This window comes from Ruegeria profundi (assembly GCF_049800715.1).
Taxonomy (GTDB): domain Bacteria; phylum Pseudomonadota; class Alphaproteobacteria; order Rhodobacterales; family Rhodobacteraceae; genus Ruegeria; species Ruegeria profundi_A.
Window position 1 is genome coordinate 513,519 of sequence record NZ_JBNAFO010000001.1, and the last position, 24,500, is coordinate 538,018.

General features: G+C 59.5%; 30 protein-coding genes. 9 read left to right on the plus strand and 21 right to left on the minus strand.

Annotation, left to right across the window (positions count from 1 at the left end; genetic code table 11):
* Window positions 1-12 precede the first annotated feature (12 nt).
* The 11 genes from ACP15L_RS02560 to ACP15L_RS02610 all read right to left on the minus strand — a co-directional run bounded on the left by ACP15L_RS02560 (window position 13) and on the right by ACP15L_RS02610 (window position 6,290).
* Window positions 13-675 (minus strand): phage tail tape measure protein, encoded by a 663-nt coding sequence (locus tag ACP15L_RS02560; RefSeq protein ID WP_425083007.1) that lies wholly within the window; start codon window positions 673-675, stop codon window positions 13-15.
* Window positions 662-871, minus strand: coding sequence for a rcc01693 family protein (locus ACP15L_RS02565; protein WP_425083008.1), 210 nt, complete (start codon window positions 869-871; stop codon window positions 662-664). The genes ACP15L_RS02560 and ACP15L_RS02565 overlap by 14 nt, the downstream gene beginning before the upstream one ends.
* Window positions 868-1,185 carry a gene transfer agent family protein gene (locus ACP15L_RS02570; RefSeq protein ID WP_425083009.1) on the minus strand — a complete coding sequence of 106 codons (318 nt, stop codon included), beginning with the start codon at window positions 1,183-1,185 and terminating at the stop codon, window positions 868-870. Before ACP15L_RS02570 ends, ACP15L_RS02565 begins: the two co-directional genes overlap by 4 nt.
* On the minus strand, window positions 1,185-1,598 hold the full coding sequence (locus tag ACP15L_RS02575) for a phage major tail protein, TP901-1 family (protein WP_170374021.1): 414 nt from the start codon (window positions 1,596-1,598) through the stop codon (window positions 1,185-1,187). Before ACP15L_RS02575 ends, ACP15L_RS02570 begins: the two co-directional genes overlap by 1 nt.
* A gap of 20 nt (window positions 1,599-1,618) precedes the next feature.
* Window positions 1,619-2,032: a DUF3168 domain-containing protein gene (locus ACP15L_RS02580; RefSeq protein ID WP_170458824.1), complete on the minus strand. Its 414-nt coding sequence runs from the start codon at window positions 2,030-2,032 to the stop codon at window positions 1,619-1,621.
* Window positions 2,029-2,367 carry a phage head closure protein gene (locus ACP15L_RS02585; protein WP_425083010.1) on the minus strand — a complete coding sequence of 113 codons (339 nt, stop codon included), beginning with the start codon at window positions 2,365-2,367 and terminating at the stop codon, window positions 2,029-2,031. The genes ACP15L_RS02580 and ACP15L_RS02585 overlap by 4 nt, the downstream gene beginning before the upstream one ends.
* A complete protein-coding gene (locus tag ACP15L_RS02590; protein WP_425083011.1) occupies window positions 2,364-2,963 on the minus strand; it encodes a head-tail connector protein in 600 nt (199 codons plus the stop codon). The genes ACP15L_RS02585 and ACP15L_RS02590 overlap by 4 nt, the downstream gene beginning before the upstream one ends.
* Window positions 2,964-3,134: 171 nt before the next feature.
* On the minus strand, window positions 3,135-4,313 hold the full coding sequence (locus ACP15L_RS02595) for a phage major capsid protein (protein WP_425083012.1): 1,179 nt from the start codon (window positions 4,311-4,313) through the stop codon (window positions 3,135-3,137).
* Window positions 4,314-4,346: 33 nt separating this feature from the next.
* A complete protein-coding gene (locus ACP15L_RS02600) occupies window positions 4,347-4,892 on the minus strand; it encodes an HK97 family phage prohead protease (RefSeq protein WP_425083013.1) in 546 nt (181 codons plus the stop codon).
* Window positions 4,893-4,918: 26 nt separating this feature from the next.
* Window positions 4,919-5,137 carry a GTA head formation protein, RCAP_rcc01685 family gene (locus ACP15L_RS02605; RefSeq protein ID WP_419739890.1) on the minus strand — a complete coding sequence of 73 codons (219 nt, stop codon included), beginning with the start codon at window positions 5,135-5,137 and terminating at the stop codon, window positions 4,919-4,921.
* The gene (locus ACP15L_RS02610) at window positions 5,130-6,290 is read right to left on the minus strand and encodes a phage portal protein (protein ID WP_425083014.1); all 1,161 of its coding nucleotides are present in this window, start codon (window positions 6,288-6,290) and stop codon (window positions 5,130-5,132) included. The genes ACP15L_RS02605 and ACP15L_RS02610 overlap by 8 nt, the downstream gene beginning before the upstream one ends.
* Before the next feature lie 239 nt (window positions 6,291-6,529).
* Between ACP15L_RS02610 and ACP15L_RS02615 the strand changes: the two genes are divergently transcribed.
* Window positions 6,530-7,378 carry an SDR family NAD(P)-dependent oxidoreductase gene (locus tag ACP15L_RS02615; protein ID WP_425083015.1) on the plus strand — a complete coding sequence of 283 codons (849 nt, stop codon included), beginning with the start codon at window positions 6,530-6,532 and terminating at the stop codon, window positions 7,376-7,378.
* A 261-nt stretch (window positions 7,379-7,639) separates the two neighbouring features.
* The gene (locus ACP15L_RS02620; RefSeq protein ID WP_170553092.1) at window positions 7,640-7,894 is read left to right on the plus strand and encodes a hypothetical protein; all 255 of its coding nucleotides are present in this window, start codon (window positions 7,640-7,642) and stop codon (window positions 7,892-7,894) included.
* Between the two features lie 72 nt (window positions 7,895-7,966).
* Here ACP15L_RS02620 and ACP15L_RS02625 read toward each other — a convergent pair whose 3' ends face one another.
* Window positions 7,967-9,337, minus strand: coding sequence for a DNA-packaging protein (locus ACP15L_RS02625; protein ID WP_425083207.1), 1,371 nt, complete (start codon window positions 9,335-9,337; stop codon window positions 7,967-7,969).
* A gap of 667 nt (window positions 9,338-10,004) precedes the next feature.
* Between ACP15L_RS02625 and ACP15L_RS02630 the strand changes: the two genes are divergently transcribed.
* Window positions 10,005-11,510 carry a peroxidase family protein gene (locus ACP15L_RS02630; RefSeq protein WP_425083016.1) on the plus strand — a complete coding sequence of 502 codons (1,506 nt, stop codon included), beginning with the start codon at window positions 10,005-10,007 and terminating at the stop codon, window positions 11,508-11,510.
* Window positions 11,511-11,829: 319 nt separating this feature from the next.
* Window positions 11,830-13,086, plus strand: a complete 1,257-nt coding sequence (locus ACP15L_RS02635; RefSeq protein ID WP_425083017.1) for a DEAD/DEAH box helicase — start codon at window positions 11,830-11,832, stop codon at window positions 13,084-13,086.
* 44 nt (window positions 13,087-13,130) lie between these two features.
* On the opposite strand, the gene mltG is transcribed toward ACP15L_RS02635, so the two are convergent.
* The 7 genes from mltG to fabD form a co-directional block, all read right to left on the minus strand.
* Complete coding sequence (mltG, locus tag ACP15L_RS02640) at window positions 13,131-14,288, minus strand: endolytic transglycosylase MltG (RefSeq protein WP_425083018.1); 1,158 nt, start codon at window positions 14,286-14,288, stop codon at window positions 13,131-13,133.
* Window positions 14,289-15,554 (minus strand): beta-ketoacyl-ACP synthase II, encoded by a 1,266-nt coding sequence (fabF, locus tag ACP15L_RS02645; RefSeq protein WP_425083019.1) that lies wholly within the window; start codon window positions 15,552-15,554, stop codon window positions 14,289-14,291. It lies immediately after the preceding gene.
* 188 nt (window positions 15,555-15,742) lie between these two features.
* The gene (locus ACP15L_RS02650; protein WP_170374035.1) at window positions 15,743-16,486 is read right to left on the minus strand and encodes a 1-(5-phosphoribosyl)-5-[(5-phosphoribosylamino)methylideneamino] imidazole-4-carboxamide isomerase; all 744 of its coding nucleotides are present in this window, start codon (window positions 16,484-16,486) and stop codon (window positions 15,743-15,745) included.
* A 124-nt stretch (window positions 16,487-16,610) separates the two neighbouring features.
* Window positions 16,611-17,150: a GNAT family N-acetyltransferase gene (locus tag ACP15L_RS02655; protein WP_209253970.1), complete on the minus strand. Its 540-nt coding sequence runs from the start codon at window positions 17,148-17,150 to the stop codon at window positions 16,611-16,613.
* A 139-nt stretch (window positions 17,151-17,289) separates the two neighbouring features.
* Window positions 17,290-17,523, minus strand: a complete 234-nt coding sequence (locus ACP15L_RS02660; RefSeq protein WP_008756330.1) for an acyl carrier protein — start codon at window positions 17,521-17,523, stop codon at window positions 17,290-17,292.
* 209 nt (window positions 17,524-17,732) lie between these two features.
* Window positions 17,733-18,470, minus strand: coding sequence for a 3-oxoacyl-[acyl-carrier-protein] reductase (gene fabG, locus ACP15L_RS02665; protein WP_170374037.1), 738 nt, complete (start codon window positions 18,468-18,470; stop codon window positions 17,733-17,735).
* A gap of 42 nt (window positions 18,471-18,512) precedes the next feature.
* Entirely contained in the window at window positions 18,513-19,451 is a 939-nt protein-coding gene (gene fabD, locus ACP15L_RS02670) for an ACP S-malonyltransferase (RefSeq protein WP_425083020.1), read from the minus strand.
* 174 nt (window positions 19,452-19,625) lie between these two features.
* On the opposite strand from fabD, the gene ACP15L_RS02675 reads away from it, so the two are divergent.
* Complete coding sequence (locus ACP15L_RS02675; RefSeq protein WP_425083021.1) at window positions 19,626-20,852, plus strand: cytochrome b/b6 domain-containing protein; 1,227 nt, start codon at window positions 19,626-19,628, stop codon at window positions 20,850-20,852.
* A 60-nt stretch (window positions 20,853-20,912) separates the two neighbouring features.
* Here ACP15L_RS02675 and ACP15L_RS02680 read toward each other — a convergent pair whose 3' ends face one another.
* Both ACP15L_RS02680 and ACP15L_RS02685 read right to left on the minus strand, forming a co-directional pair.
* Window positions 20,913-21,485 carry a YceI family protein gene (locus tag ACP15L_RS02680; protein ID WP_170374040.1) on the minus strand — a complete coding sequence of 191 codons (573 nt, stop codon included), beginning with the start codon at window positions 21,483-21,485 and terminating at the stop codon, window positions 20,913-20,915.
* A gap of 130 nt (window positions 21,486-21,615) precedes the next feature.
* Window positions 21,616-22,134: a hypothetical protein gene (locus tag ACP15L_RS02685; RefSeq protein ID WP_170374041.1), complete on the minus strand. Its 519-nt coding sequence runs from the start codon at window positions 22,132-22,134 to the stop codon at window positions 21,616-21,618.
* 284 nt (window positions 22,135-22,418) lie between these two features.
* Here ACP15L_RS02685 and rpsF point away from each other — a divergent pair, with 284 nt between their 5' ends.
* From rpsF to ACP15L_RS02705, 4 genes are all read left to right on the plus strand, one after another.
* Entirely contained in the window at window positions 22,419-22,772 is a 354-nt protein-coding gene (rpsF, locus tag ACP15L_RS02690; protein ID WP_068332653.1) for a 30S ribosomal protein S6, read from the plus strand.
* A 27-nt stretch (window positions 22,773-22,799) separates the two neighbouring features.
* Window positions 22,800-23,027 (plus strand): 30S ribosomal protein S18, encoded by a 228-nt coding sequence (rpsR, locus tag ACP15L_RS02695; protein ID WP_005608650.1) that lies wholly within the window; start codon window positions 22,800-22,802, stop codon window positions 23,025-23,027.
* 12 nt (window positions 23,028-23,039) lie between these two features.
* Window positions 23,040-23,660, plus strand: coding sequence for a 50S ribosomal protein L9 (rplI, locus tag ACP15L_RS02700; protein ID WP_170640804.1), 621 nt, complete (start codon window positions 23,040-23,042; stop codon window positions 23,658-23,660).
* Between the two features lie 149 nt (window positions 23,661-23,809).
* On the plus strand, window positions 23,810-24,295 hold the full coding sequence (locus ACP15L_RS02705; protein ID WP_170466117.1) for a lytic transglycosylase domain-containing protein: 486 nt from the start codon (window positions 23,810-23,812) through the stop codon (window positions 24,293-24,295).
* Window positions 24,296-24,500 lie beyond the last annotated feature (205 nt).

Here is a 24,500-nt window from a genome sequence, read left to right on the forward strand (position 1 = left end):
CTTCTGCTCCCCTTATCTGTTGCGATTGCCGCGACCCAAGGCGCGGCTCATCTGCGCCGCGATCTGGCCTTGCGACCGGCGGAACCCCTGCACATCAGGCGTGGAGATATTCATCACCACATTCACGGTACGCCCGCCGCCCTGCGTGCGAACGCCCAGCTTGCCGTCCGCGCCGCGCGCCAATGGCATGATCGCCTCAGGCCCTGCCTCGCCCATCAGGCCAGTACCGCCGCGCATCGGAAACATCGTCGGGCTGCTGACCACGCCGCCATTGGCAAAAGGCATCACCCGGCCCTGGCTGAAGCTGCCGCCATCCGCAAAGGGCAGAATGCCCTGCACCAGACTGCCGACCCCATTGGCCAGTATCCCCCCGAAATGATCCGTCACGGGCTTGATCGCCGCTGAATAGGCCGTGCGGATCATCGAGTTCTTCAGGACGTCCAGCGCATCCGACAGGTCCATCCCGTCCAGCACCACGCCGTCAAACGCCTTGCGCAAACCGCCGGACAGACCCCGTTCCAGCGTGGCAACGTCCTTGCCAGTCTCTTCAAAGGCGGCCCTGACCCGCTGCAGGTGACCATCAAACGCCGCCGCCATGCTGGCCGCGTCACCCAGCGCGTCGCCCAGCAACTCGCCCCGTTCCTGCAGGTCGTCAAAACCTTCACGATCCGTCATCACGCTCTCCTTGTTCCTTGTCCGGATAGGCCGCCAGCAAAGCGTCGAGGCCCTTCCGGTTCATCACTGGCATCCCTGCGCCCTGCCCCAGCATCAGCCGCAACTCAGCCGGGGTCAGACGCCAGAATTGATCCGGCGTCAGTCGCAGGCCGAGGATCCCGGCCCGCATCAGCGCGGGCCAGTCGAACCCGCTCACTGCTCCGGCACCATGAAGGCGCGGGCCAGCAATTCAGCCGCCGCTTTGGCCCCTGCCATAGGACCACCTGCGATTTCGGCATGCAGAAGGTCATCGCGGGTGACCTGTGCACCGCCACCACGCAACCCCGCGACCAAAAGCGTCAGCACATCGCCGCTGGAATACGCACCGCCCTCAAAGCGCTGCACCAATTCAACCAGAGATCCGGCCCCCAGTTCCTGTTCCAATTCCGCCAAGGCACCCAATGTCAGCTTGAGCACCCGCTGCTCCCCATCGATGGTCAAAGCCACCTCGCCCGTCCACGGATTGGCCATCAGAGCGCCGTGAAGCTCAGCGCACCGGCGCTTGCCATGCTCATCTCATAGGTCGCCTCACCGTTATGCGAGCCCGCATATTCGATGCTGCTAACCTGAAACGGGCCTTCGACAATGCCGAAATCGGGGATGATCACCTGAAACCCCGGCGTCTCGCCGTCAAAGAACAGCTGACGCGCCCGTTCATCCGTGCCTTCATCCTTGAACACGCCCGAGCCTGAGATCGAGGCCGACTTGACCCCCGCCCCCGACAGCAGCTCACGCCACCCGCCCTGGCTTTCCAGGCTGGTGACATCGACGCTTTCCGCATTGAAACTGATCCGCGTGGCGCGCAGGCCCGCGATGGTCTCGAACAGGCCCGTGCCGTTCATATCCACTTTGACCAACAGGTCTTTTCCGTTCTGGGCAGCCATTTGCTCTCTCCGTTGATTGCTTAGTCGTCTTCCACGCGGGCGCGGAATCTCAGGTCGATCTGGCGGATCGCGCCGCCAGTTCCCGTGCGTCGGGCGCTGGCCCGTTCGAACCACAGCCCCACCAGATGGCCCCGGTCCAAACTCAGCGCCGCACCCTCCAGCGCGTCACACACCGCGCCGGCCAGCGTCTTGGCCGCGCCAAAGCCCGCCGCCTCGGACACCACCGAGACCGTGAAGCGATGCACAGCCCCCGCGTTTGCGCGGTCCGAGGCCTCTCGCACCTCTTCCGGGCCCAAAGTCACGTAGGTTTGCGGCATGGTCCCCGCAGGTACCGCGTCGTAAATCGCACCGCCCGACAGCGTGCTGACCTGCGCATCGCCTGACAACTGCTGAAACACCGCCGCCTGCAAAGCGGCTGAAACGCCATAGCTCATGCCGCCACCTCTTCATCTGCAAAACAGGTCAGGTACTGGCCGCGCGGGTCCCGCTCGGCGACCGCGCGGATCACGAACCGGCGGGCGCCTTCGCGGAACCGCTGATCCGGAGCGGGCCGCATGCTCGACCCCTCAGGCGCGCCACGCACGACGATCCGGTAGCCAACGCGCGAGACCGAAGCCCCACCGACCGCACGCTCCGCCCCGCTACGCGCCGTCACCTCGGCCCAGAGCGAGCCCAATGTGGCCCAGGTTTCGGTATAACCCCCAGCGCCGTCAGCGGTGCGAACCGGCGCTTCCAGCTCCAGCTTGCGGTTCAGTCGCGGCGCGTTCATTGCATCACCCCAGCGCCGAAGCGCACCGTGCGATAGCGTTGGATCAGGCTGGTCACACCGAAGGGCATGCACCCGGCACCCAAGGCTGTTTCGTCGCGATATTCGTAGTAATGTGCCGCCAACAGCAGCACCGCCTGTCCCAGATCGGCGGGCAAGCCACCCCAATCTGCGGCCATGCCCGCCGTGAAGGCGATCTTTACCGATCCACCCGTCTGGATTTTCGGCAAACAAGACCCCGCCGCCCGCACCCGAGGGCGCTGCGCATCCCGCTCTAACCGGTACGTCGCACTGTCCGCGACGGTTTCAGCGCCCAGCGCGTTCGTCAGCGTCACAGCACCAACTGAAACCACCGGGGCCACCGGCAGAGTTTCGCTTTCCGGATCGCGCCAGCCGTTCAGGCTCCACGAAAACTCGCGCTCGATCAGCACCTTGCCGGTGCGCGCCTCGATCGCTGCAATCGCTGCACGCAGAAAACCGGTCAGAACCTCATCCTGCGTATCACCCTCGGCGAACCCCGTGCCCAGCCGCAGATGCGCCTTGAACTGATCCACCGGCAGCGCCGCATCCGCGATGGCGGTTTCTTCGATCAACATCATCCATTCACTCCGCAATCTCGGACCCCTCCGGGGCCGTATCCTTGAAAATGACGGGCACGCGCCGCCCCACGTTGCTCGGACGGAGGGGAGCAGCTAGACAACGCGGGGGATCTCACCCCGGCCCGCGCCCGCCGCCCGAAGGGCCCAAAGGCCCCCCGGATTCAGCCCGCTTTAGGCGGTGCCGAATTTCACCAGCTTGATCGCAGCAAAGTCGCTTACGTCGCCGCCAACGCGCTTGGTCGCGTAGAACAGAACATGCGGCTTGGCGCTGAACGGATCACGCAGCACGCGCAGATCGGGACGTTCGGCAATGGTGTAACCTGCCTGGAAATCGCCAAACGCAATCGAGAAACTGTCGGTCGCCGCATCCGGCATATCCTCGGCGATCAGCACCGGATAGCCCATCAGACGCGCAGGCTCACCAGCGGCCAGACCATCGGACCACAGGAAGCGGCCATCGCTGTCCTTCAGTTTGCGGATCAGACCGGCGGTTTTCGAGTTCATCACGAAGGTGCCATTCACGCGGTACTGCGCGCCCAGCGCATAGACCACATCCACGATCGCATCCGCATCGACATCACCCGCCGTGCCGGTCGCAACATAGCCCAGATTGCCCCAGGCCCAGACGTCATTGTCGACAGCCGGGTGGTCCAGAATACCCTTGGGCTTGTCCGCTCCGTCACCACCGATAAACGCCGCCGCCTCGGCACGGGCGAATTTGTCGGCGATACGGCCAGCCAGCCAGCCCTCAACGTCAAAGGCACTGTCATCCAGCAGACGTTGCGAGGCCTTGGGCAGCGCGCTCAGCTCGTGCAGCGGGATCGAGATGCGGTCGATGGACGGCGTCGCGGTCTCGGTGGTGGCCGAGGCCTCATCGGCCCAGCCTGCACCCAAATCGGTATGGTCGATCAGAACGTCGAACGAGTTCGCCTCGACATTCACCACCGACGCAATGGACCGGATCGAAGCGGTCGAATTCAGGACCGACTTGATCGTCTCGGCGGTCTGCGGATCAACCAGATAGCCGCCATCGCTGTTCACCGCGCTCGACAGAGATTTCGACTCCATCTCGAGCCCGCGCAGCCCATCATCCTCGCCCGAACGCACATAGGCGTCAAAGGCCTTTTGATGCGGTGCGCCGTCCTCGATCGAGGCCGCAAGATGCGGGCGTGCCGCGATGGTTGATTTACGATCCAGCATGGTCAGTCGCTCTTCTGTCTGTTGCAGTTGGGTTTTAACTTCAGCCTTGAGGCCCTTGAATTCATTCACGAAGCCAGCCATCGCCTGCTTCACCTCCTGAACCAGGGGTGCACCCTCTCCGGTCAAGGCCGGGGTTTCGGTCTTGCTCATCAGCACTTCCTTTTTGGGTGGGATTGAGGCGCGCTAGGTCCGCGCCAGCTCCTGCCGAGCGTCGTTGAACACCTCGGCAATACTGCGCCAGGTGTTTTCAACGTCGGGTTCAAAACCCTTCGCCGCCACCCGCGCACTGGGCAGCATCGGGAAGGTCACCAGCGACACTTCCCACAGCTCCAGTTCAGTCAGGACCCGCTGGCCCTTGTCATTCTTCACGGCGCGTTTGGTGCGATAACCAATCGACAGGCCATCCATCGCGCCCGCCCGGATCAATTCAGCCGCCTCACGGCCCTTTTGCGTGGCCTCCAGCAGACGCCCTTTGACCCAAAGACCCTGGTCATCTTCGCGCACCTCGTCCCAGACTCCGATGGGCTGAGCCGGATCGTGCTGCCACAGCATCTTGACCCGCTGCCCAGCCTTTGCCAGCCCGTCGAGCGAGCCCCGATACGCCCCGCGTTGCACCACATCGCTGCCCTGATCGACCTGTCCGAACAGGCTGGCATAGCCTTCGATCACGGCGTCATCGGTGACGGACAAACCGTCCCCGAACCGCGCGAATTTATGTTCTAAATTCATGAACTTCTCCATGTAACTCACTGAACTCATGGCGTTACCACCAAGATGGATTGAAACGCCTGCGCCAGGATCACTGCGACCACGCCATAGACCGTCAGCCACAACCGCTTCTCCAGCCGTTCCATCATCTCTTCGATCTGATCCAACCGTCTGCACAGATACGCGTGCTGGATTTCGGCCACCCGTTCATGCGTGGCCAGACGCAGGCCCGGCGCGCATTCAAACGGAGGATATCCGTCAGACATCCGCGCGCTCCGGCAGGCCCAGCAGGGCGCGCTTTTCAGCGTCCGTTAGGAAATCCGCCGCATTGACCCGCGCCCATTGCGCATCGCGTTCCGCCGACAGCGCGGGCACCTGATCCAGATCGGGTTTCAGCATCAGATCCTCGCCGGTAAAGCCAACCAGCCACTCCGACACCGCCGCCGCCACCCGCGTCACCAGAGGCAGCACGGTCAGGCGATAGAACGCCCGATTGGCCTCCTGGTAGTTCGAATAGGTCGCGTCGCCCTGGATCCCCAGCAGCATCGGCGGGACCCCAAAGGCAAGCGCGATCTCACGGGCGGCGGCTTCCTTGGTCTTTTGAAACTCCATATCGGACGGAGAGAAACCCATCGGCCTCCAATCCAGCCCCCCTTCCAGAACCATCGGACGCCCCGCATTGCGCGCCCCGCGATAGTTCTGCTCGATCTCGTCGCTTAGGCGCCGAAATTGATCCTCGGCCATCACCCCATGGCCATCGCCTTTCCACACCAGCGCCCCCGAAGGCCGCGCCGCATTGTCGAGCAGCGATTTCGACCACCGAGACGCGCTATTGTGCACGTCAATCGCCATCGCCGCCGCCTGCATCGGCGAGAACCCATAGTGGTCATCCTGCGGGTGAAACGACTTGATATGACAGATATTTTCCGCCGCAAACCGGTGCTTCTTGCCACCCACCGCGTAATCATACGCCTTGGGCCAGCCATCCGCCCCCGGCACCACGCTCATCCGGTCGGATCGCAGCACATGCAGCTCAACCGGTAGCCCCTCGTCGGCCTGAACAGCCTCAACATAGGCATTGCCCGACAGCAGCAACTGCCCGAACAGAGCCTCCATCAACTCCGCCCGCCCCTGCGCCGCATTTGGACGGCGCATCAGCGACAGGATCGGATGCGTATCAAACCGCTGCGCCTGATCCTGCAATACCAGAGGCAGAGCCGCCGCCGCCTCAGCAATCAGCTTGACGGATCGAAACCCCACCGGGTTCCCCGAAAATCCCGTCCGCGTCAGCGACACCGCATCCCGAGGGCTCCACGCCACGCGCCCGCCCGTCTGCCAAGCCACCACGGGGCCAGCCGCGCTCGCCTTCGCCTCGGGCGCTTCCCCGGCCGCTCCACGACGCAAGAAATCGAATACCATCTGTGCTCCTTTCTGCCGCCGTTGTGTCCGGCTTGTTGAAAGGAGTTATTACGGAAAGAAGTTTAAAGCTTGGGAATGGAGCGCGCGGAGGGAGAGCAACACAAGCACCCAAAACCATCTGTGGCCTGAGTAGTAGACAGAATTGGTGACGAGCCCGATACTCTATTGAGGCAACCTTTGTTACTTTTGGATGACCATTTCAAATTTGCGCAGGTTTATGGATCGGGAAGGAACGCAAAATGTTCAACGAGGCAGTGAAACGTGGTGGCATCGCGGTTGTTACCGGGGCAGCAAGTGGGGTCGGGCGCGCTGCGGCACTACGGTTTGCGCACGCGGGTTTGGGCGTCGTTCTGGCAGATCTACCCGGAGCACAACTTGACGCAACAGTTCAAGAAGCACGTCAATTGGCCTCTGCTAACGCACCTATTGAAGGCATACCGACTGATGTAACATCAGATGAAGAGGTAAACAGACTTGCCGATCGCGCATTTGAGATAGGTCCAATTGCTGCTTTGATGAACAACGCGGGGATAAGTCTGCCGACAACCGCTTGGTCGGAAATGGAAAACTGGCAGCGACTTTTACAAGTAAACTTTTTCGGCGTTCTGCGAGGTGTGCAGGCCTTTATGCCTCGCATGATCGAAGCTAACCGCCCTGCTGTAGTCATAAATACCGGCTCGAAACAGGGTATTACAACGCCGCCGGGCAACCCCGGCTATAATGTCACCAAAGCCGCGGTCAAAGTGCTCAGCGAACAATTGGCTCATGAGTTGCGAGAAGCCGGAGCCCCAATTTCTGTTCACTTGTTTGTGCCAGGTTTTACATACACTGGTATGATTGCGTCTTTCCTCCCGGAAAAACCGCGCGCGGCGTGGACCAGCGAGCAAACGGTTGATCACTTGTTCAGTCGAATGGCCAACGATGATTTTTATATCCTTTGCCCGGACAACGATGTCGACGAGACACGCGATCGACGTCGAGCACAATGGGCTATTCAAGACATCACCAAAAACCGCCCTCCACTCTCTCGCTGGCACCCCGATTACGCAGAAGCATTTGCTAAATTCGAGAAAACTGGTGAGCAATAAATAAAGGCACCACGCCCGAGGCCGCCGATACGCCCCCGCGGGCCCCACCATCAACTCGTGCAGCGCCCTGTCCGGCGCGTCGAGCCGGTCGTGCGAGCCTTGCCCTGAACCCAACATGGCCAATTGTAAGAATTGGCCGCTCTTTGAAGTTTGAACCAAATTTCTTTTCAGTCGCAGCCAAAGTCTTTTGAATTCATGCCAGACATGTTGTTTGCGTCTCATTTGCCCCCCACGTGCGCTTCGAATGCATGAGGCCACACGATGAATGAAAAAGACCCTGTCCCGCCCATCTACTACGATGCGCACGATATCTGGACAAATGAACCTACCGCTGCTGACAAACACGTCTACGAGGCGTTTGCCTCAAGCGTAGTCAATCTTGTGCAGGTGCTTGATGACTACAAAACAATGATGTCACCGGATGTCTATGCAAGGCTGTTTTCTTCGCTGTTGGCGTTGTCCCGATTGCTCGGTGAATATGAGGATAGTTGGAGCCAAGGGAAGCCGATGTCTTGAACCTGAGTGCATCCAACAAGCGATCAGTCCGCTATGCAAAATGCGATTGTTGGCAAGCACACTTCTTAAAACTCACAAACTCCGCACCCTTGGCCGCCGATACAATCCTGCAGGCCCTACAATCAACTCATGCAGAGCCCAGACCAGCGCGTCGACGCGGTCGGGTGAGCCTTGCCCATCGAACCCGCGCGCAGTCATCTGGCACATCTGCTCTTCCAACGCGTCCAGGCCAATCACGTGGCCCACCCGCCCCTGCTCGTACAACGCCGCCACAGGCTCGGCCCGCGCGACCTTACCGCGAGAGGCTCGCACAGCGCGGAACGGGACCAAAGGGTCCACCTGCCGCACGACCTCTTCCACCAGTTGCCCGCCCTGATTGACCTCGGCCACCAACCGCTCGGCCCCAAATTCATCCATCGCGTCAATCGCCGCCTGCGCCCAGCCCGCCGGGCCGACGCCCTGCACCGTCCGATCGGCCAGCACATAGGCGCGCCACTCCTCCGGCGGACCTTGTAGTTGTGCGCCCGCGACCACGATCCCACAGGCATCCGCATCCGATCCCGCCGTTACCGCCGGGTCCAGCGCTACGACCACCCGGTCCAGTTCGGGCAGATGCGCGCAACGTGCTGCTTCCAACATCGAACCCGTCCACAACGCCCCCTCGGCATCCGACAACAGCACCCCGTCCAACTCCTGCCGCCCCAGCCGCGTACCTGCGTAGCGCGCGCGCACCTCCTCCAGGAAAGACGCGGCCAGATTGGCCCGGTTCGCCTCGGTCGGCGCGTGGGTTTGAACGGTGGATGGAGACGCCAGCAACTCTTTCAGAACCTTCACATTGCGCGGTGTGGTCGTCACACAGACCCGAGGCTGATCGCCCAAACGCAACGCAAATTGCAGCATATCCCAGGTCTCCCCGGCCTTCTTCCATTTGGCCAACTCGTCCACCCAGGCCGCATCGAACTGCGGCCCGCGCAGCCCTTCGGGATCATGTGCCGAAAATGCCTGCGCCTCGGCCCCGTTGGGCCAGATCAGCTTGCGCTCGGACGCCTTCCACGAGGGCCGACGATCCGGCGGAGAACATTGCAAAATGCCGCTATCGCCAAAAATCATCACGTCACGCACCTGATCAAAGGTCTCACCCACCAGAGCCACACGAGACGCAGCGCCCTTGTCCAAAGGCTTGGACCCTTCGACCATCGAGCGCACCCATTCAGACCCCGCGCGCGTCTTGCCCGCCCCGCGCCCGCCCATGATCACCCAGGACCGCCAGTCCCCGTCGGGCGGCAACTGATGCGGCAGCGCCCAGAATTCAAACAGGAAAGGGAGGGCACAAAGCCCCCCCTCCCCGATCTCACTCAGAAATCTGTCCTGCACCGCAACAGGTGCGGAGGCGAGCCAGCCTGCACCCGACCTCAAACCGAGCTCGGTCAAGGTCGAGCGCATATCCACCTTGGGCAATTCCGGCTTGTCTGTGATTTTGTTCGACAAAGCTTGTCTCCACTTTCTGGCAACTTCGGATCAGCCCCTCTAGCTGGCCGAGTTGCTTGCCTGTTCCGGCAAGGTCTGCATCCTCCCCGGCTCCAATCTGCTGGCGCAGTTCTTCCGCTGCATGGCGCAGATCGCGAATGGACCTCTCGAGCGACTGCAACAAGTCAGCCGTTTGGGAAATCCGCTCTTCCGGGGTAATCAAAGTCATGTTTGCCTGTGACCTCATGCGTGAGTTTTCTCCGCACGAGAGAAATGAAAAAACGGCCACCGGGTCGCCCCGGGGCCGTTGCCCACTTCTTCTAGCATGGCACAACCTATACGATAATGAGTGCGCGGCGTCAAGTTTGTGCGCAACGGGTCGCAACGCCTAAACCGTTCTGTAGATTAAACTTTTCAAAACCCTCCGCGAGCGTTCTCCTGCGCGAACCACCTTATCGATAGAAAAAACCCACCAATACAGCTCACATATGCAGATTAAACACAGACTTATTTCCCAATTACGTTTCCTTTTTTGAGAAAAAGAAGGAAATTGGTCCTCATTTGTGCTATTTTGACCATTATGCTCATCATTTTGTGAGCATGATTCAACCTAGAACGAAGTTGTTTATTTTTTGGAGTAGTTATGTCACGCCAACCCCATGGGCTTAGCCGATATGAAACGCTGGTAAAAGAATGCGCGGATACCCCACGCCCGCCGCTGCCGGATACGTTTGGACGAATCGGACATCGCAACCCTCTCTCAGGTATCGCCCCAGGCGGTGAGCCTTTTGATACCGCCGATGTCCTCGCCGCGTTTGATGCAGCGGTTGACTCTATGAAAGATGCCAATGACCCACAGGGGCATGACGTCGCCGCCGGTATGACCTTCTTCGGTCAATTCGTCGACCACGATGTAACGCTGGACGCAACCTCAGCCATTGGGACAGTTATTGATCCAGCCACCATTCGCAATATCCGCACCCCAACACTGGACCTCGATTGCGTTTACGGCGATGGTCCCGAAGCATCACCGCACCTTTATCACCCAGACCATCACGGTTTCCTTCTTTTTGGCAACGCTGACAATCATCTCGATCTTGCCCGAACCAAACAAGGTACAGCGCTGATTGGCGATCCTCGTAACGACGAAAACCAAATCGTTTCGCAATTGCAGGGCGCTTTTATCTGCTTACACAACATCGTCATGACAGCCTTGGAGGCAGACAGTGGCATGGCGCGCAAAGCCTTGTCCGGCATCTCAGCGGCAGCCATGCATACCTTCAAGAAAAGCGAGGAGCCTTTCCAGGTTGCACGCCGTATTTGTCGGCTGCACTATCAATATCTCGTAGCCCATGATTTGCTTCAGGCATTCGTCGACGCCCACACTCTAAAACATGTGCGCGATCACCTCGAAGGCGGGACACTTCCAAAGCCTTTCAAAGTTGACTCTCCGGTTATGCCGATAGAATTCTCCGGCGCTGCTTACCGCTTCGGACACGCAACAGTGCAATCCAAATACCAACTCAATCATGACAATCTGGATTTTGACCTGTTCAAGCTAGGACGGCCCGAGTTCTCCTTCCGGCCGTCAAACCTGAACATTCATTTCGAGAAATTGTTCGACTATCCCGGTCAAACTGCAGGCACGCGTGCGCGACCCATTGGGCGCAAAATGGCGCAATCCATTTTCGCGCTCCCCTTCATCAGCGGCACGGCCGATATCGGCGGCGCCACAATGTCCGAAGATCAAAACCGCAAACTTCCCTTGCGCAACCTGCTGCGCGACCGCCTCACGTTAGAGCTTGCCTCAGGTCAGCAAATGGCGCGCAAGATGCATGTGCCCGAACTTGCCGCTCCGCCTGAGCTGTCGGACCACGGCGTCACCAAAACACCGCTGTGGTACTACTGTCTGCAAGAGGCTGAAGGTCATAGCGGGCGACTTGGTCCGGTGGGCGGCACGATCGTCGCGACGGTGTTGCTGCGGCTTCTGTATCTTGACCCGGAAAGCCTTGTCTGCTCGACCCACGACTTTAAGCCGTGGAAAGAGCTTGGTGCAGATGATGACGGCACATACTCAATGGGTCATATGCTGAAATTCGTAGAAGACAATCGCGATAGCATCGCCCATGCGGGGGATCTTCGCACCTAAACCTACCATGCCCTGATCCGGTAAGTCGGATCAGGGTTTTCGCGCGACCAAGGAACCATCACTCACAAGCCTTGACATTTCAGTCGCCACGCATCATGTGCCTATGACCAGCGCTGACGCGTGAGCCTCGGCGGGCACCATCTGCCCCACAGCGCCACAGATTTCTCCAGTGCCCCATCACGCAGGGTTCTTAACGCGACGACCAGATGGAGCAGGAACCGCCTGCCTGTCCCGAGGTCCCGCTTGACCCTACCGGTCGCGAATGCGGCCCATCACGACTTGCCCGTTGGCGAATGCAGCGGGCGGCAAAGGATAAATATTGTTCGACTTCGATATGCTGGGCCTTGCACCAGCGCTCAACGATGCACTGAAAAGTGCGAATTTCTCACAGCCCACTCCGATCCAGAACCAAGCGATCCCGCTGGCTCTGAACGGGCATGACATTTTGGGGCTGGCGCAGACCGGTACCGGCAAAACGCTGGCCTTTGGCCTGCCTTTGATTGATCACCTGCTAAACCAACACGGCAAACCTGCGCCCAAAACGGCCAAGGCTCTGATCCTCGCGCCCACGCGCGAGCTTGTGAACCAGATTGCCGACAGCCTGCGCGTTCTAACCGGCAAGACCAAATTGCGCGTGGCAACTGTTGTGGGTGGTCAGTCCATCAACAAACAGATCGCCTTTCTGGGCCGCGGCACAGATATTCTGGTGGCCACACCGGGGCGTCTGATCGACCTGATGGAGCGGAAGGCCGTCGACCTCGGGTCGGTTCGCCACCTTGTTCTGGACGAAGCCGACCAGATGCTGGATCTGGGCTTCATCCACGCGTTGCGCAAAATCGCGCCCGCCTTGGGCACACCGCGTCAGACCATGCTATTCTCGGCCACGATGCCGAAGCAGATGGAAGAGATCAGCCGGGCTTACCTGACCAATCCACAACGGGTGCAAGTCTCGCCTCCAGGTAAAGCGGCGGACAAGATCACGCAATCGGTTCACTTCGTCACCAAACCCGAGAAACCTGGCAAACTGCGTGAGATCCTGTCGCAGGACACCGGCGCTCTGACCCTTGTCTTCTCGCGCACCAAACACGGGGCCGAGAAGCTGATGAAGGGGTTGGTCGCCGATGGCTACAACGCCGCCTCGATCCACGGCAACAAAAGCCAGGGACAGCGTGACCGCGCCATCAAGGCCTTCCGCGCCGGAGAGATCAACGTACTGGTCGCGACCGACGTAGCCGCGCGTGGGATCGACATTCCCGGTGTGGCCTATGTGATCAACTACGACCTGCCCGAGGTGCCCGACAATTATGTCCACCGCATTGGCCGTACGGCCCGCGCCGGTCGCGAGGGTGAGGCAATTGCGTTCTGCTCGGCGGAAGAGGTCGATCTGCTGCGTCAGATCCAGAGGCTGATGAAGATCGACATCCCCGTTGCCAGCGGCACACAGCCAGAACCTGTTGAGGCCGAACGTGGCGGGCGTCGCCAGAACAACCGGCGCTTCAAGCCGAGACCGGCGAACGGAGGCGCTAAACCTGGACAAAACAAGCGCCGGCGCCCCCGTCGCAAACCCGCGGCCTGACCAAAAAAAACAGCGCCGAAAGTGGCGCTGTTTTTCGTTTTGGCTTAGTTGCCCGAGTTTCGTTCGGCCTCAATCTCGCGCCATTTCGCGACATTGCGATTGTGTTCCTGCAACGTCTCGGCAAAAGCGTGACCTCCGGTACCATCCGCAACAAAGAACACGTAGTCCGTGTTGTCAGGCGCAACGGCTGCTTCGAGGCTCGCCAGACCTGGGTTGGCGATCGGCGTCGGTGGCAGCCCGTCGATCTGATAGGTATTCCAAGGTGTTGGCCGGTTCAGCTCGCTGCGGCGCAAGCCGCGACCCAGCGTGCCCTGCCCTTTGGTGACGCCGTAGATAACCGTCGGGTCGGTCTGCAGGCGCATGCCTTGGTTCAGACGGTTTACGAAAACACTGGCAACCTGGCCCCGCTCTCCGGGAACGCCCGTTTCTTTTTCGATGATCGAGGCAAGGATCAGCATTTCTTCGGGGCTTTCCAGCGGCAAACCATCTTGGCGGTTTTCCCAGGCAGCATTGATCCGAAGCTGTTGTTTGTCCTGCATCGCCTTCAGGATTTCGTTGCGGTCCTGACCGGCAGCGACATCGTAGCTGTCTGGCGCAAGCGAGCCTTCAGCAGGAATCTCCGCAATCTCGCCGCTCAGTGCTTCAAAACCCTTCAACGCCTCAACCACCTGCCATGAGGTCACGCCTTCTGCGAGTGAAACACGATAGCGTGTGTCTGCCTCTTGGCGCTTCTCCTGATAGGCCGCCGGAGTTTCTTCCTCGGCCATGTCAAACTCGGCGATTTCGTCGAATTCCAGAGTGGCTGGGTTCAACTCTCGCACGCGAGTCTGGGCGCGGGTCACGCCGATGCGGTATTCGATCTCCGAGCCGCAGGTGCTGGCACCGCTGCTGGTGATCTCGTAGATGATCTGCTCCATCGACGCGCCTTCACGCACCAAAAAGCTGCCTGCTTTCAACTGCTGCGCCCTGTCGGTGTAGTCGGCGGCCATGCGAAAGATCGTGGCGTTGGTGATCGCTCCCTGATCCTCAAGCTCGCGGCTGACCCGCGTCATGTTCGAACCGCTTTCCACCCGCAGGCAGATCGCGGTTTCCAGCGGGCCTTCTGACTGATACTGGGTCTGGCCCCAAAGGATCAGACCGCCCACAAGAAACAGGCCGACCACCAGGATGGTCAGCGCGTTCGATGCAATGGCCCGCCACATTTAACTGGCCTTTCCGAAGATCACGCTGGCATTGGTGCCGCCGAACCCGAACGAGTTCGACAGGGCCACGTTGATCTCACGCTTGCGCTTTTCGTTCGGAGCCAGATCAATCGGCGTTTCAACCGCTGGATTGTCGAGGTTGATGGTCGGAGGAGCCACCTGATCGCGGATCGCAAGGATCGAAAAGATCGCCTCAATCGCGCCCGCAGCCCCCAGCAAGTGGCCGGTGGCAGACTTGGTCGAAGTCATGGTGGCATTCACTGCATGGTCACCCAACAGACGCTCTACAGCACCCAATTCGATTGTATCCGCCATGGTCGAGGTGCCATGCGCGTTAATGTAATCCAGATCCTTCGGCTCCAGCCCGGCGCTGCGCAGGGCGGCTTTCATCGAACGCTCGGCCCCGTCGCCATCCTCGGAAGGTGCGGTGATGTGATACGCGTCGCCCGACATTCCGTAGCCGAGAACTTCGGCATAGATCTTCGCGCCACGTGCTTTGGCGTGTTCGTATTCTTCCAGAATGACGATGCCTGCGCCTTCACCCATGACAAAACCATCGCGGTCAACGTCGTAGGGGCGGCTGGCTTTCTTCGGATCGTCTGCATACTTGGTCGACAACGCCTTACAGGCGTTGAAACCCGCGATGCCGATCTCGCAGATGCAGCCCTCGCCGCCACCGGCCACCATGACATCGGCGTCGCCTGCGCGGATGATGCGGCTGGCGTCCCCAATCGCATGGGCGCCAGTCGAACACGCAGTCACGACCGAGTGGTTCGGCCCTTTAAACCCAAACCGGATCGACACCTGACCGGACGCCAGGTTGATCAGTGCGCCGGGAATAAAGAAGGGCGACACGCGGCGCGGACCTTTGTCACGGATCAAGTTAGCTGTATCCGCAATCGAGCCCAGCCCACCAATACCAGAGCCGATCAGAACGCCAGTGCGCAGGCGATCTTCCTCGCCCTCAGGGGTCCAGCCTGCATCCTTGCACGCCATTTCCGCTGCAGCGATCGAGTAAAGGATAAAGTCTTCGATCTTGCGCTGTTCTTTCGGAGCCATCCAGTCATCGGGGTTGAACGTTCCGTTTGTTCCGTCCCCACGCGGCACCTCGCAGGCATAGGTCGTGGTGACCCCGCTTGCCTCGGCATCGAAATGTGTGATTGGCCCTGCGCCGGACTCTCCGTCCAGCAGACGCGACCAGGTTTCCTCGACTCCGCTGGCCAAAGGAGTGACCAACCCCAGACCGGTTACGACGACTCTGCGCATGAAGTGCCTCTTGCCTGCTTACTGTTATGCGAACCGCTCATACCCCGGCCCGGGGTGCGGGGGCAAGGGCCACGCTCCATTCCCCTCTGCATCTTGCGGTTTCAGCTTGATTTTGGGCGATCCTGCGCCTGCCAATCCCCCTCGCCCTGCTGACATCGCAGGGCGAGAGAGTTTCATTTTCGGTTCCGTTACTGGAACTGCGCTACTGGCTCATGCGCGCCAGCTGCTACGCCCAGAGCGTCGGAAAGATCGACTGTTTTCCGGAACAAAGCTCTGCCGACAATCGCGCCCGCAATGTTCGGGATGTAGGACAGACGAGAGATATCGTCCGCAGTTCGCACCACGCCGCTGGCAATGACCGGTGTCCGAGAATGCTGCGCCAGGCCGGAGATCAGGCCCAGTTGCGCCTCGACATCTTCCATGTCGCTGTCAATGTCGGTCACAACGATGGCTGCGAAAGGCGTGCCGTCGAAGGCATCAATAAACGCCTCGGGAGTGAACGCACTTTGGCTGCGCCAACCGTCGGTCATGACAAACCCCTGCCAGACATCGACTGCAAGAACGATCTGATCCGGGTAGAGTTTCGCCAGTTCCTTCACCAGATGGGGGTCCCGCGCCGCAAGCGTCCCGATCACAACGCGGCCCGCGCCCTTGTCGATCCAGTATTCGACCTGCTCACGGGTGCGCATACCCCCAGCCAATTGCACGGGGATCTCGGCCGACCGAATGATCTCTTCCACCAGTTCCGAGTTGGTATCACGGCCCTCTACAGCATCGAAGTCTGTAAGATGCATCCACTCGGCCCCGGCCTCTGCCCAACCCCGCGCGGTTTCGACCGGGTTCACATGCCAGATCATCGCATCCTCCAGACGCCCTTTGTCCAAGGTGACGCAGCGACCGTTCTGAAGTTCCATTGTGGGGTAGATTCTCATGAGCTTTCTCCTCCGCCCAAGCGCCCTAAAGTCTCATAGTAACATACACGCTCACATAAGAACCTGCTGCGACCAGGATCGGCATTGTTTGCGCTGTTTGCGGCATTGCTGTGTGTTGGCGGTATTACGCCCGCGCCGGAGGACCGTTGCGACGAAGTAGATGGACAGCGGTGCCGTTGTACTCGGCCTCACGCATCACGACATAGCCCAGCTTTTTCGCCAGCTTCTGCGACGAAGCGTTGGCTGCGTTCACCATCGCCACCAATCGACCCGGCATGATCCGATCAAACCAATCATGGGCGGCCTGAGCGGCCTCATATCCCAGACCCAGCCCCTGTGCTTCAGGGGCCAGAACCCAACCGGCTTCGGGATAAGTGTCGAAATCCTCGCCCATTGCACGGTTTCCGTAGAAGAATCCGGCTTGCCCGATCAGCTTGCGATTCGATTGCTGTAGCACACCCCATTGCCCGAACCCGGCCATCTGCCAATGCCCTGCATTGCGCAGAAACGAGTCCCAGGCCTCACCGCGCGACCGCGGGGTGCCACCGATATGGCGCGTTACACAAGGGTCGCGCCAGATCTCGGCGAACCGTTCAAAATCCTCAGGGCGCATCGCACAGAGTGTCAGACGCGCCGTATTTATCATCGGGGTGGATCTTATCATGTCCTGCCCACCTTGAATTGTGCCTCAGTGGAAACAGTGCGAATCGAAATCGCCTCGTGCAACCCTGAATTTAACGCAGGCACAAAAAAGCGGCGCCTCCGTTGCCCGGAAGCGCCGCTTTTCTATCAGTACGATACGTTTAGGACGCTTCGCTGATGAATTTGACGGCGTCACCAAAGGTTTGGATGGTCTCGGCTGCGTCATCAGGGATCTCGATGCCGAACTCTTCTTCGAAGGCCATGACCAGTTCAACGGTGTCCAGGCTGTCTGCGCCCAGGTCGTCGATGAACGAAGCGTTTTCCGCTACTTTGTCTTCTTCAACACCCAGGTGTTCAACAACGATCTTCTTCACGCGATCTGCGACGTCGCTCATGTCTATTCCTCATTCTTTCTTCAGGGCGATCCGCCCGGTTCTGCCCTTGCCCGCTCGGGATGGACTTGTTTTGCCCGTTCCGGGCGGTTTGGCTCCCGGCTGTCCGGGAAAGTCGAGGGCCGACCAAAACGACCGGCCCCAGCATAGATGCGCCGCCTATAGCATAGTCGACGCGCAAGGCAAACGCTTTCGCACCGCCTTGGTTGCGGTCACAACATGGCCATGCCGCCGTTCACATGCAAGGTTGTTCCGGTCACGTATCCGGCCTCGGGGCTGGACAGGTACAGAACAGCGGCCGCGATTTCCTCAGGGTCGCCCATTCGACCAGCCGGAACTTTCAGCAACAAACCTTTTTTCTGCTCGTCCGTCAGCTTTTCCGTCATCGCCGTCGTGATAAAGCCAGGGGCCACTGCGTTCACCGTAATCCCACGCGTTGCGACCTCATGCGCCAACGCTTTCGAGAACCCGATCATCCCCGCCTTGGAGGCCGCATAGTTCGCCTGCCCCGGATTGCCGATCGCAGCCACAACGGACGAGACATTCACGATCCGGCCCCAACGCGCCTTCATCATGCCGCGGATCACGCCTTTGCACAGCTTCATGGTCGAGGTCATGTTGACGTCAATCACGCTCTGCCATTCCTCGTCGGACATGCGCATGAACAAGTTGTCACGTGTGATACCCGCGTTGTTGACCAGGATATCGACCGAGCCCATCGCCTCGGCTGCCTGTTTTGGCAGGGCCTCGACGGCTTCGGAGTCGCTCAGGTTGCACGGCAGCACGTGGGCGCGTTCGCCCAGTTCGTCGGCCAGTTTCTGCAGCGGTTCAACCCGCGTGCCGGACAGACCGACCGAGGCACCCGCGCCGTGCAGAGCCCGTGCGATATCGCCTCCGATACCACCCGAAGCACCAGTGATCAGCGCGTTCTTACCTGTCAAATCAAACATTCTATTTCCCTCGTGAGGCGCCCCGAAGGCCGCGTTCTATGCTTACGATTCGGCCCGAACGGCCTTTTGAACATCCTCGGGCGTACCAACGGCCTTGCCTACAATTGCCCGGTCAATTTTGCGGATCATACCCGACAGAGCCTTACCCGCGCCAATTTCCCATGTCTCGGTGACACCCTGCGCCGCCATGTATTGCACGCTTTCCCGCCAGCGGACCGATCCTGTGACCTGCTCGACCAGCAATTGGCGGATCAAATCGGGGTCTGTGACCGCCTCGGCCCGCACATTGGCGATCAGAGGAACGGCCGGTGCCTTGATCTCAACGGCGGCCAATGCCTCGGCCATCACATCCGCAGCGGGTTGCATCAGCTCGCAATGGAACGGAGCGCTGACTGGCAGCATAACCGCACGCTTTGCGCCCTTTTCTTTGGCAATCTCAGCCGCGCGTTCCACGGCAGCTTTTGCGCCGGACACCACAACCTGAGTCGGGTCGTTGTCATTGGCCGCCTGACAAACCTCACCCTGCGCGGCCTCTTCAGCCACAGAGCGCACGGCATCAAGATCCAGCCCCAAGATCGCAGCCATCGCACCTTCGCCCACCGGCACGGCGCTTTGCATGGCTTGTCCACGGGTCCGCAACAGACGTGCGGTATCGGCCACCGACAACGCACCAGCTGCAGCAAGTGCGGAATACTCACCCAATGAATGCCCGGCCACAAAAGCGGCATCGGTGACCGAGACGCCTTCGGCCTCAAGCGAGCGCATCGCCGCCATCGAGGTCGCCATCAGCGCCGGTTGCGCGTTCTGCGTAAGGGTCAGATCGGCAATGTCGCCTTCCCAGATCAGCTGGCTCAGCTTTTCGCCAAGCGCGTCGTCCACCTCTTCAAAGATGGCCTGAGCTGCCGGGTATGCCTCGGCCAGAGCCTTGCCCATGCCGATGGTCTGGGCACCCTGCCCTGGGAAAACGAACGCGCGTGTCATTGCAACCTCTTGGATGACGTTAGGTTGCGGCGGGGTGTAAACCGTGTGAGGACGCGGCACAAGTAGGGCCTGCGCTCTGCATTCGGGCACCATATCTGTGCGCGGGTCGGGCTTGTGCCGAATCCGTCTGGCTTTAGGTTCAAGTCAGACAATCGAATCCGGAGCGTGCAAGAGATGCCCTCGACCAATACCTTTTCAAGCTATGGCAGCGTGACCAAAACCTTTCACTGGTTGACCGCTTTGCTGATCCTGACCGCCCTGCCCTTGGGCTGGTTTGCCAATGATCTGGCGCATGCCATCTACGACCCGAACATCCCGACCAGCGAATCCGATATCGCGCGGGCCGCAACGCTGTTTTCCCTGCATAAAACGATCGGGGTCACCGTGTTCTTCGTGGCGCTGGCGCGTATCCTCTGGGCGCTGACCCAAACCAAACCCGGCCTGCTGAATGCGGACAACAAGCCCGAGGCTTTCGCCGCTGAGACCGTTCACTGGATGCTCTACGCTTCGCTTGTTCTGGTGCCCTTGACCGGCTGGATACACCACGCCGCGACCGAAGGCTTTGCACCCATTTGGTGGCCCTTCGGCCAAAACCTGCCCTTCGTGCCCAAATCCCTCTATTTGTCCGAGGTGACGGCAAACCTGCATTGGCTGTTCATCTGGGTTCTTGCCGGGTCGCTGGCGCTGCACATCGTGGGTGCGCTGAAACATCACGTCGTGGACAAGGACAGCACCCTGCGACGGATGCTGCCGGGACGAGCTGACGCGCCCGAACCTCCAACGCAACACCACTCACCCGTACCTGCATTTGCAGCCTTGGCCATCTGGGGTGCCGTTCTGGTCGGCGGCTGGTCCATCGGAGTGTTCGAGGATCACGCAAAAGGCGCCGTGGACGCGGCCGAGCTTGGCGGTGTGCAATCCGACTGGAACGTCGAAGAAGGCACCCTTGCGATCACAATCTCGCAGTTGGGCAGCCCCGTCACTGGCAGCTTCGGCGAGTGGACGGCCGCAATCGCGTTTGAAGAACCCGCCCAACCGGGCCCTGCGGGATCGGTGGATGTGACCATCGCCATCGCGTCGCTCAGCCTCGGGACAGTCACGGACCAAGCCATGGGCGCTGATTTCTTCGACAGCGTGCAATTCCCCACAGCGCAATTCAAAGCCGACTTGTACAAGACAGACGCAGGCTACGAGGCCCGAGGCCCCCTGACCATCCGAGACAAATCGGTGGACGTCATACTGCCCTTCTCCCTGCAACTCGAGGACAACACGGCAACCATGTCCGGCACATTAGAACTGAACCGCATGGCGTTCGATGTCGGCACATCCCAACCGACCGAGGAGTCTCTGGGCTTCAACGTTACGGTCTCCGTTGAGCTGACGGCGAAACGTTCTGAATAAAAAAGAAACCGCCGGGGGTTTTGGTCCCCGGCGGTTGTGATCCAAAGGATCAGCGCAGATTTACTCGGCTTTCTGAGCCTCGACAGAGATCTGCACCTGAACTTCATCGCTGACGAAGGGCGCGAACTGACCCAGGTCGAACTCGCTGCGCACCAGCGTCGTCGTGGCGTCGAAGCCGGCCCAAGGCTTGTTTGCCATCGGGTGGTTGTCAGCCTTGTTCAGCTTGGCGTCCAGAACGACCGATTTGGTAACGCCGTTCATGGTCAGGTCACCGGTGATGTTTGCGGTGTTTTCGCCGGTCACTTCGATCGAAGTCGAGGTGAACGTAATCAGGTCCCCTTCGGCGGCGCCAAAGAAATCCTCGGTCATAAAGTGATCTTCACGCGGCTTCCAGCCTGTGAACATCTCCAGAACCGGCATGGAGACCGAAACGCTCGACGCGGCAGGATCTTCCTGATCGAACATGATCTCGCCTTCAAAGCCCGAGAACATGCCGTAAGTGGTCGAGAAACCAAGGTGATCGTAGCTGAAAAGCACCTGGCTATGGCTAGAGTCCAGAACGTATTTTTCGGCGCTGGCGAAAGCAGTGGTTGCCGTAAGGGCAAGCGCGGCAGCAAGGAGGGTGGATTTCATGACTGTCTCCGGGTTTGTGGACTATACGCAAACATAGTGCGTTTGCTCGGAAACAAAAATGTGCTGCCCAAGGGCAGCACACAAGTCTTTTTGATTCACAATTTCTGTGCTTGGTTGAACAGAATAAATCTCAGGCGAAAATTGTTACACTTTGGCTAAGCTGACCCTTCAGCGCTCGGCTGACATCCGCCGATTGCAGAGGCAGTTTCATCAGCAGGCTGCCGTCGACATCGAACAACTGTACCTCGTCATCCTCGAACTTTGCGCCACCCAGGCTGTCATAGCTACGACGCAGAACGGTCTGAGGGCGTCCGTTTTCGTTCTTCTGCAGCACGCGCACCTCGCGGCGGATCGGGTCAAAATAGGCGTCCGGGCGGCTATCCATAACTTCGATCGTCAAAAGGCTTACGCCAACGATCAGGAACACCATCGAGGCCACCATCTTGATCGGCCAAACCTCGGCTCCCAACATCGAACCGGGCATCAGCCACATCGAAAAGGCGGAAACGATCAGGAAGGCTCCGACGGCGCGCGCCAGAACCAGCCGTGCTTGCCAGTTCGCTTTAAACGTGATCATGACCGGAACGGAATGCTCAAAGCTCGTACCCGTAGTTTTATTGTCGAGCGTATTTGTCTGAATCGCGGTCATAACATCCATACCCTTATTAAGGTTACCGTCGTAAGTCTGTGCTATCCGGTTATTTCCGGGTTGCTTATCAACTTCGGGGCGAAAAGCGTCAGGAATTGGGCGCAGCAGTGGAAATTGGGCGACTTCACAGAGGCATATGTGGCAGGGCTTGCCCCGCCCGCTCAAACGTGTATACGAGGCCATCCTTCGCAGGAGATATGAATCGCGCAGCCTCTCGTGGCAGGGTCGCGAAGGACCAGATGGCCCCGCCTTTGAAATGCGCCTTGATAAAAACAGGAGTGCACATGCCACTGTATGAGCATGTAATGATCGCGCGTCAGGATCTGTCCAACGCGCAGGCAGAAAGCCTTGTCGAACATTTCGGCACCGTTCTGGCTGACAACGGCGGCAACGTCGTCGAAAGCGAGTACTGGGGCGTCAAGACGATGGCTTACAAGATCAACAAGAACCGCAAAGGCCACTACGCCTTCCTGAAAACCGATGCCCCCTCGGGTGCGGTTCAGGAAATGGAACGCCTGATGCGCCTGCATGACGACGTTATGCGTGTTCTGACCATCAAGGTCGACGAGCATGCCGAGGGCCCCTCGGTCCAGATGCAGAAGCGCGACGAGCGCGAAGGCCGCCGCGAGCGCCGCTGATCAACGCCTGACGAAAGGACATAAACCATGGCCGCAAAACCATTTTTCCGCCGCCGCAAGGTCTGCCCGTTCTCGGGTGAGAACGCGCCGAAAATCGACTACAAAGACACCCGTCTGCTGCAGCGCTACATCTCTGAGCGTGGCAAGATTGTACCTTCGCGCATCACCGCCGTTTCGGCGAAAAAGCAGCGTGAACTGGCCCGTGCTATCAAGCGCGCCCGCTTCCTCGCCCTGCTGCCCTACGCTGTGAAGTAAGGAGAGACTGATATGCAAGTTATCCTTCTGGAACGCGTTGCGAAACTGGGTCAAATGGGCGACGTCGTTGACGTTAAGCCCGGCTACGCCCGCAACTTCCTGCTGCCCCAAGGCAAAGCCCTGAGCGCGTCGAACGCCAACATCGCGTCGTTCGAAGCCCAGAAAGCACAGCTGGAAGCGCGCAACCTGGAAACCAAGAAAGAAGCTGAAGCGCTGGCTGAAAAGCTGGACGGTCAGCAGTTCATCGTGATTCGCTCGGCATCGGATGCTGGCGCCCTGTACGGCTCGGTCACTCCGCGTGACGCCGCAGACGCAGCGACCGAAGCGGGCTTCACCGTCGACAAAAAGCAAGTCGTTCTGGTCGCTCCGATCAAAGAACTGGGCCTGCACGCGGTTGCAGTTCGCCTCCACCCCGAGGTTGAAGTCGAGATCAAGATGAACGTTGCTCGTTCGGAAGAAGAAGCCGAACTGCAGGCATCGGGCAAATCGATTCAGGAACTGGCTGCTGAAGAAGAAGCTGCTGCTGAATTCGAAATCGCCGAACTGTTTGACGACATCGGCTCGGCCGCGTCGGAAGACGAAGATCTGGCGCCCGAGGCCGCTCCGGCGGACGAAGACGAAGCCAAAGCCTGATCTGGCTGACGCAACAAGATTGAAGGGCTGCGCCACTCGCGCGGCCCTTTTTCGTATCGGAACCAGCAAAATTCAGCCAAATTTTAAAGCTAAGGTTGCGACAAGACCCGTGATCCATATGATCGCCGCCTGAAGTTCGGAGTAGTTTGATGGCCCTATTCTCTCGTCGCAGCATCATCGCTTTCCTTGCCCTGTCTGCCCTCGCCGCGTGCAGCGGAGCCGAGGTTTCACGCGGTGACCCCGATCCCTTCGATCCGCCGCTCTACCCCAACGAAACGCCCGAGCTGAGGGCCTCGATCAACAAATGGGCCGATCACTACGAACTCCCCAGAGAGCTGGTCCACAAACTTGCGATCCGTGAAAGCACGCACCGGCCATGGGCTGTAAACCGGCCGTATTACGGGCTTTTGCAAATCCTGCCCGCTACCGCACGTTCGATGGGATACAAGGGAAATGCCCAAGGTTTGCTGGACGCAGACACAAATCTTGAATACGCAGGCAAGTACCTGAAAGGTGCTTGGATGCTGGCGGACGGAGATCAACAACGCGCGATTTTCCTTTACGCCAAAGGGTTTTACCCCGAAGCAAAGGCGCGCGGAATGCTCGTAGAAACAGGGCTACGACCCGCGCCCTAGGCCCTGTGCGCTGTTAGCAGTTTGGGCAAAATAGTGACAAAAATGCTCTATAGCTTGAAACAACACGCCAAAAGCTTAGACATTTCCTGCATTGACTTGTCATGTTTTGAATTATGTGATGTCCTGATTGCCGTGAGGTAAGTTGGGTTCCACTCTAGGTAAATTGCAAGTCCGGCCACACCACCGGATTTCAAGATAAGCCGCA

What these genes read in the sequence shown, in the direction of transcription:
- ACP15L_RS02560 (WP_425083007.1), bottom strand. Translation starts at nt 675, where the DNA reads ATGACGGATCGTGAAGGTTTTGACGACCTGCAGGAACGGGGCGAGTTG.
- ACP15L_RS02570 (WP_425083009.1), bottom strand. Translation starts at nt 1,185, where the DNA reads ATGGCCAATCCGTGGACGGGCGAGGTGGCTTTGACCATCGATGGGGAG.
- ACP15L_RS02575 (WP_170374021.1), bottom strand. Translation starts at nt 1,598, where the DNA reads ATGGCTGCCCAGAACGGAAAAGACCTGTTGGTCAAAGTGGATATGAAC.
- ACP15L_RS02580 (WP_170458824.1), bottom strand. Translation starts at nt 2,032, where the DNA reads ATGAGCTATGGCGTTTCAGCCGCTTTGCAGGCGGCGGTGTTTCAGCAG.
- ACP15L_RS02585 (WP_425083010.1), bottom strand. Translation starts at nt 2,367, where the DNA reads ATGAACGCGCCGCGACTGAACCGCAAGCTGGAGCTGGAAGCGCCGGTT.
- ACP15L_RS02590 (WP_425083011.1), bottom strand. Translation starts at nt 2,963, where the DNA reads ATGATGTTGATCGAAGAAACCGCCATCGCGGATGCGGCGCTGCCGGTG.
- ACP15L_RS02595 (WP_425083012.1), bottom strand. Translation starts at nt 4,313, where the DNA reads ATGAGCAAGACCGAAACCCCGGCCTTGACCGGAGAGGGTGCACCCCTG.
- ACP15L_RS02600 (WP_425083013.1), bottom strand. Translation starts at nt 4,892, where the DNA reads ATGAATTTAGAACATAAATTCGCGCGGTTCGGGGACGGTTTGTCCGTC.
- ACP15L_RS02605 (WP_419739890.1), bottom strand. Translation starts at nt 5,137, where the DNA reads ATGTCTGACGGATATCCTCCGTTTGAATGCGCGCCGGGCCTGCGTCTG.
- ACP15L_RS02610 (WP_425083014.1), bottom strand. Translation starts at nt 6,290, where the DNA reads ATGGTATTCGATTTCTTGCGTCGTGGAGCGGCCGGGGAAGCGCCCGAG.
- ACP15L_RS02615 (WP_425083015.1), top strand. Translation starts at nt 6,530, where the DNA reads ATGTTCAACGAGGCAGTGAAACGTGGTGGCATCGCGGTTGTTACCGGG.
- ACP15L_RS02620 (WP_170553092.1), top strand. Translation starts at nt 7,640, where the DNA reads ATGAATGAAAAAGACCCTGTCCCGCCCATCTACTACGATGCGCACGAT.
- ACP15L_RS02625 (WP_425083207.1), bottom strand. Translation starts at nt 9,337, where the DNA reads ATGCGCTCGACCTTGACCGAGCTCGGTTTGAGGTCGGGTGCAGGCTGG.
- ACP15L_RS02630 (WP_425083016.1), top strand. Translation starts at nt 10,005, where the DNA reads ATGTCACGCCAACCCCATGGGCTTAGCCGATATGAAACGCTGGTAAAA.
- mltG (WP_425083018.1), bottom strand. Translation starts at nt 14,288, where the DNA reads ATGTGGCGGGCCATTGCATCGAACGCGCTGACCATCCTGGTGGTCGGC.
- fabF (WP_425083019.1), bottom strand. Translation starts at nt 15,554, where the DNA reads ATGCGCAGAGTCGTCGTAACCGGTCTGGGGTTGGTCACTCCTTTGGCC.
- ACP15L_RS02650 (WP_170374035.1), bottom strand. Translation starts at nt 16,486, where the DNA reads ATGAGAATCTACCCCACAATGGAACTTCAGAACGGTCGCTGCGTCACC.
- ACP15L_RS02655 (WP_209253970.1), bottom strand. Translation starts at nt 17,150, where the DNA reads ATGATAAGATCCACCCCGATGATAAATACGGCGCGTCTGACACTCTGT.
- ACP15L_RS02660 (WP_008756330.1), bottom strand. Translation starts at nt 17,523, where the DNA reads ATGAGCGACGTCGCAGATCGCGTGAAGAAGATCGTTGTTGAACACCTG.
- fabG (WP_170374037.1), bottom strand. Translation starts at nt 18,470, where the DNA reads ATGTTTGATTTGACAGGTAAGAACGCGCTGATCACTGGTGCTTCGGGT.
- fabD (WP_425083020.1), bottom strand. Translation starts at nt 19,451, where the DNA reads ATGACACGCGCGTTCGTTTTCCCAGGGCAGGGTGCCCAGACCATCGGC.
- ACP15L_RS02675 (WP_425083021.1), top strand. Translation starts at nt 19,626, where the DNA reads ATGCCCTCGACCAATACCTTTTCAAGCTATGGCAGCGTGACCAAAACC.
- ACP15L_RS02680 (WP_170374040.1), bottom strand. Translation starts at nt 21,485, where the DNA reads ATGAAATCCACCCTCCTTGCTGCCGCGCTTGCCCTTACGGCAACCACT.
- ACP15L_RS02685 (WP_170374041.1), bottom strand. Translation starts at nt 22,134, where the DNA reads ATGACCGCGATTCAGACAAATACGCTCGACAATAAAACTACGGGTACG.
- rpsF (WP_068332653.1), top strand. Translation starts at nt 22,419, where the DNA reads ATGCCACTGTATGAGCATGTAATGATCGCGCGTCAGGATCTGTCCAAC.
- rpsR (WP_005608650.1), top strand. Translation starts at nt 22,800, where the DNA reads ATGGCCGCAAAACCATTTTTCCGCCGCCGCAAGGTCTGCCCGTTCTCG.
- rplI (WP_170640804.1), top strand. Translation starts at nt 23,040, where the DNA reads ATGCAAGTTATCCTTCTGGAACGCGTTGCGAAACTGGGTCAAATGGGC.
- ACP15L_RS02705 (WP_170466117.1), top strand. Translation starts at nt 23,810, where the DNA reads ATGGCCCTATTCTCTCGTCGCAGCATCATCGCTTTCCTTGCCCTGTCT.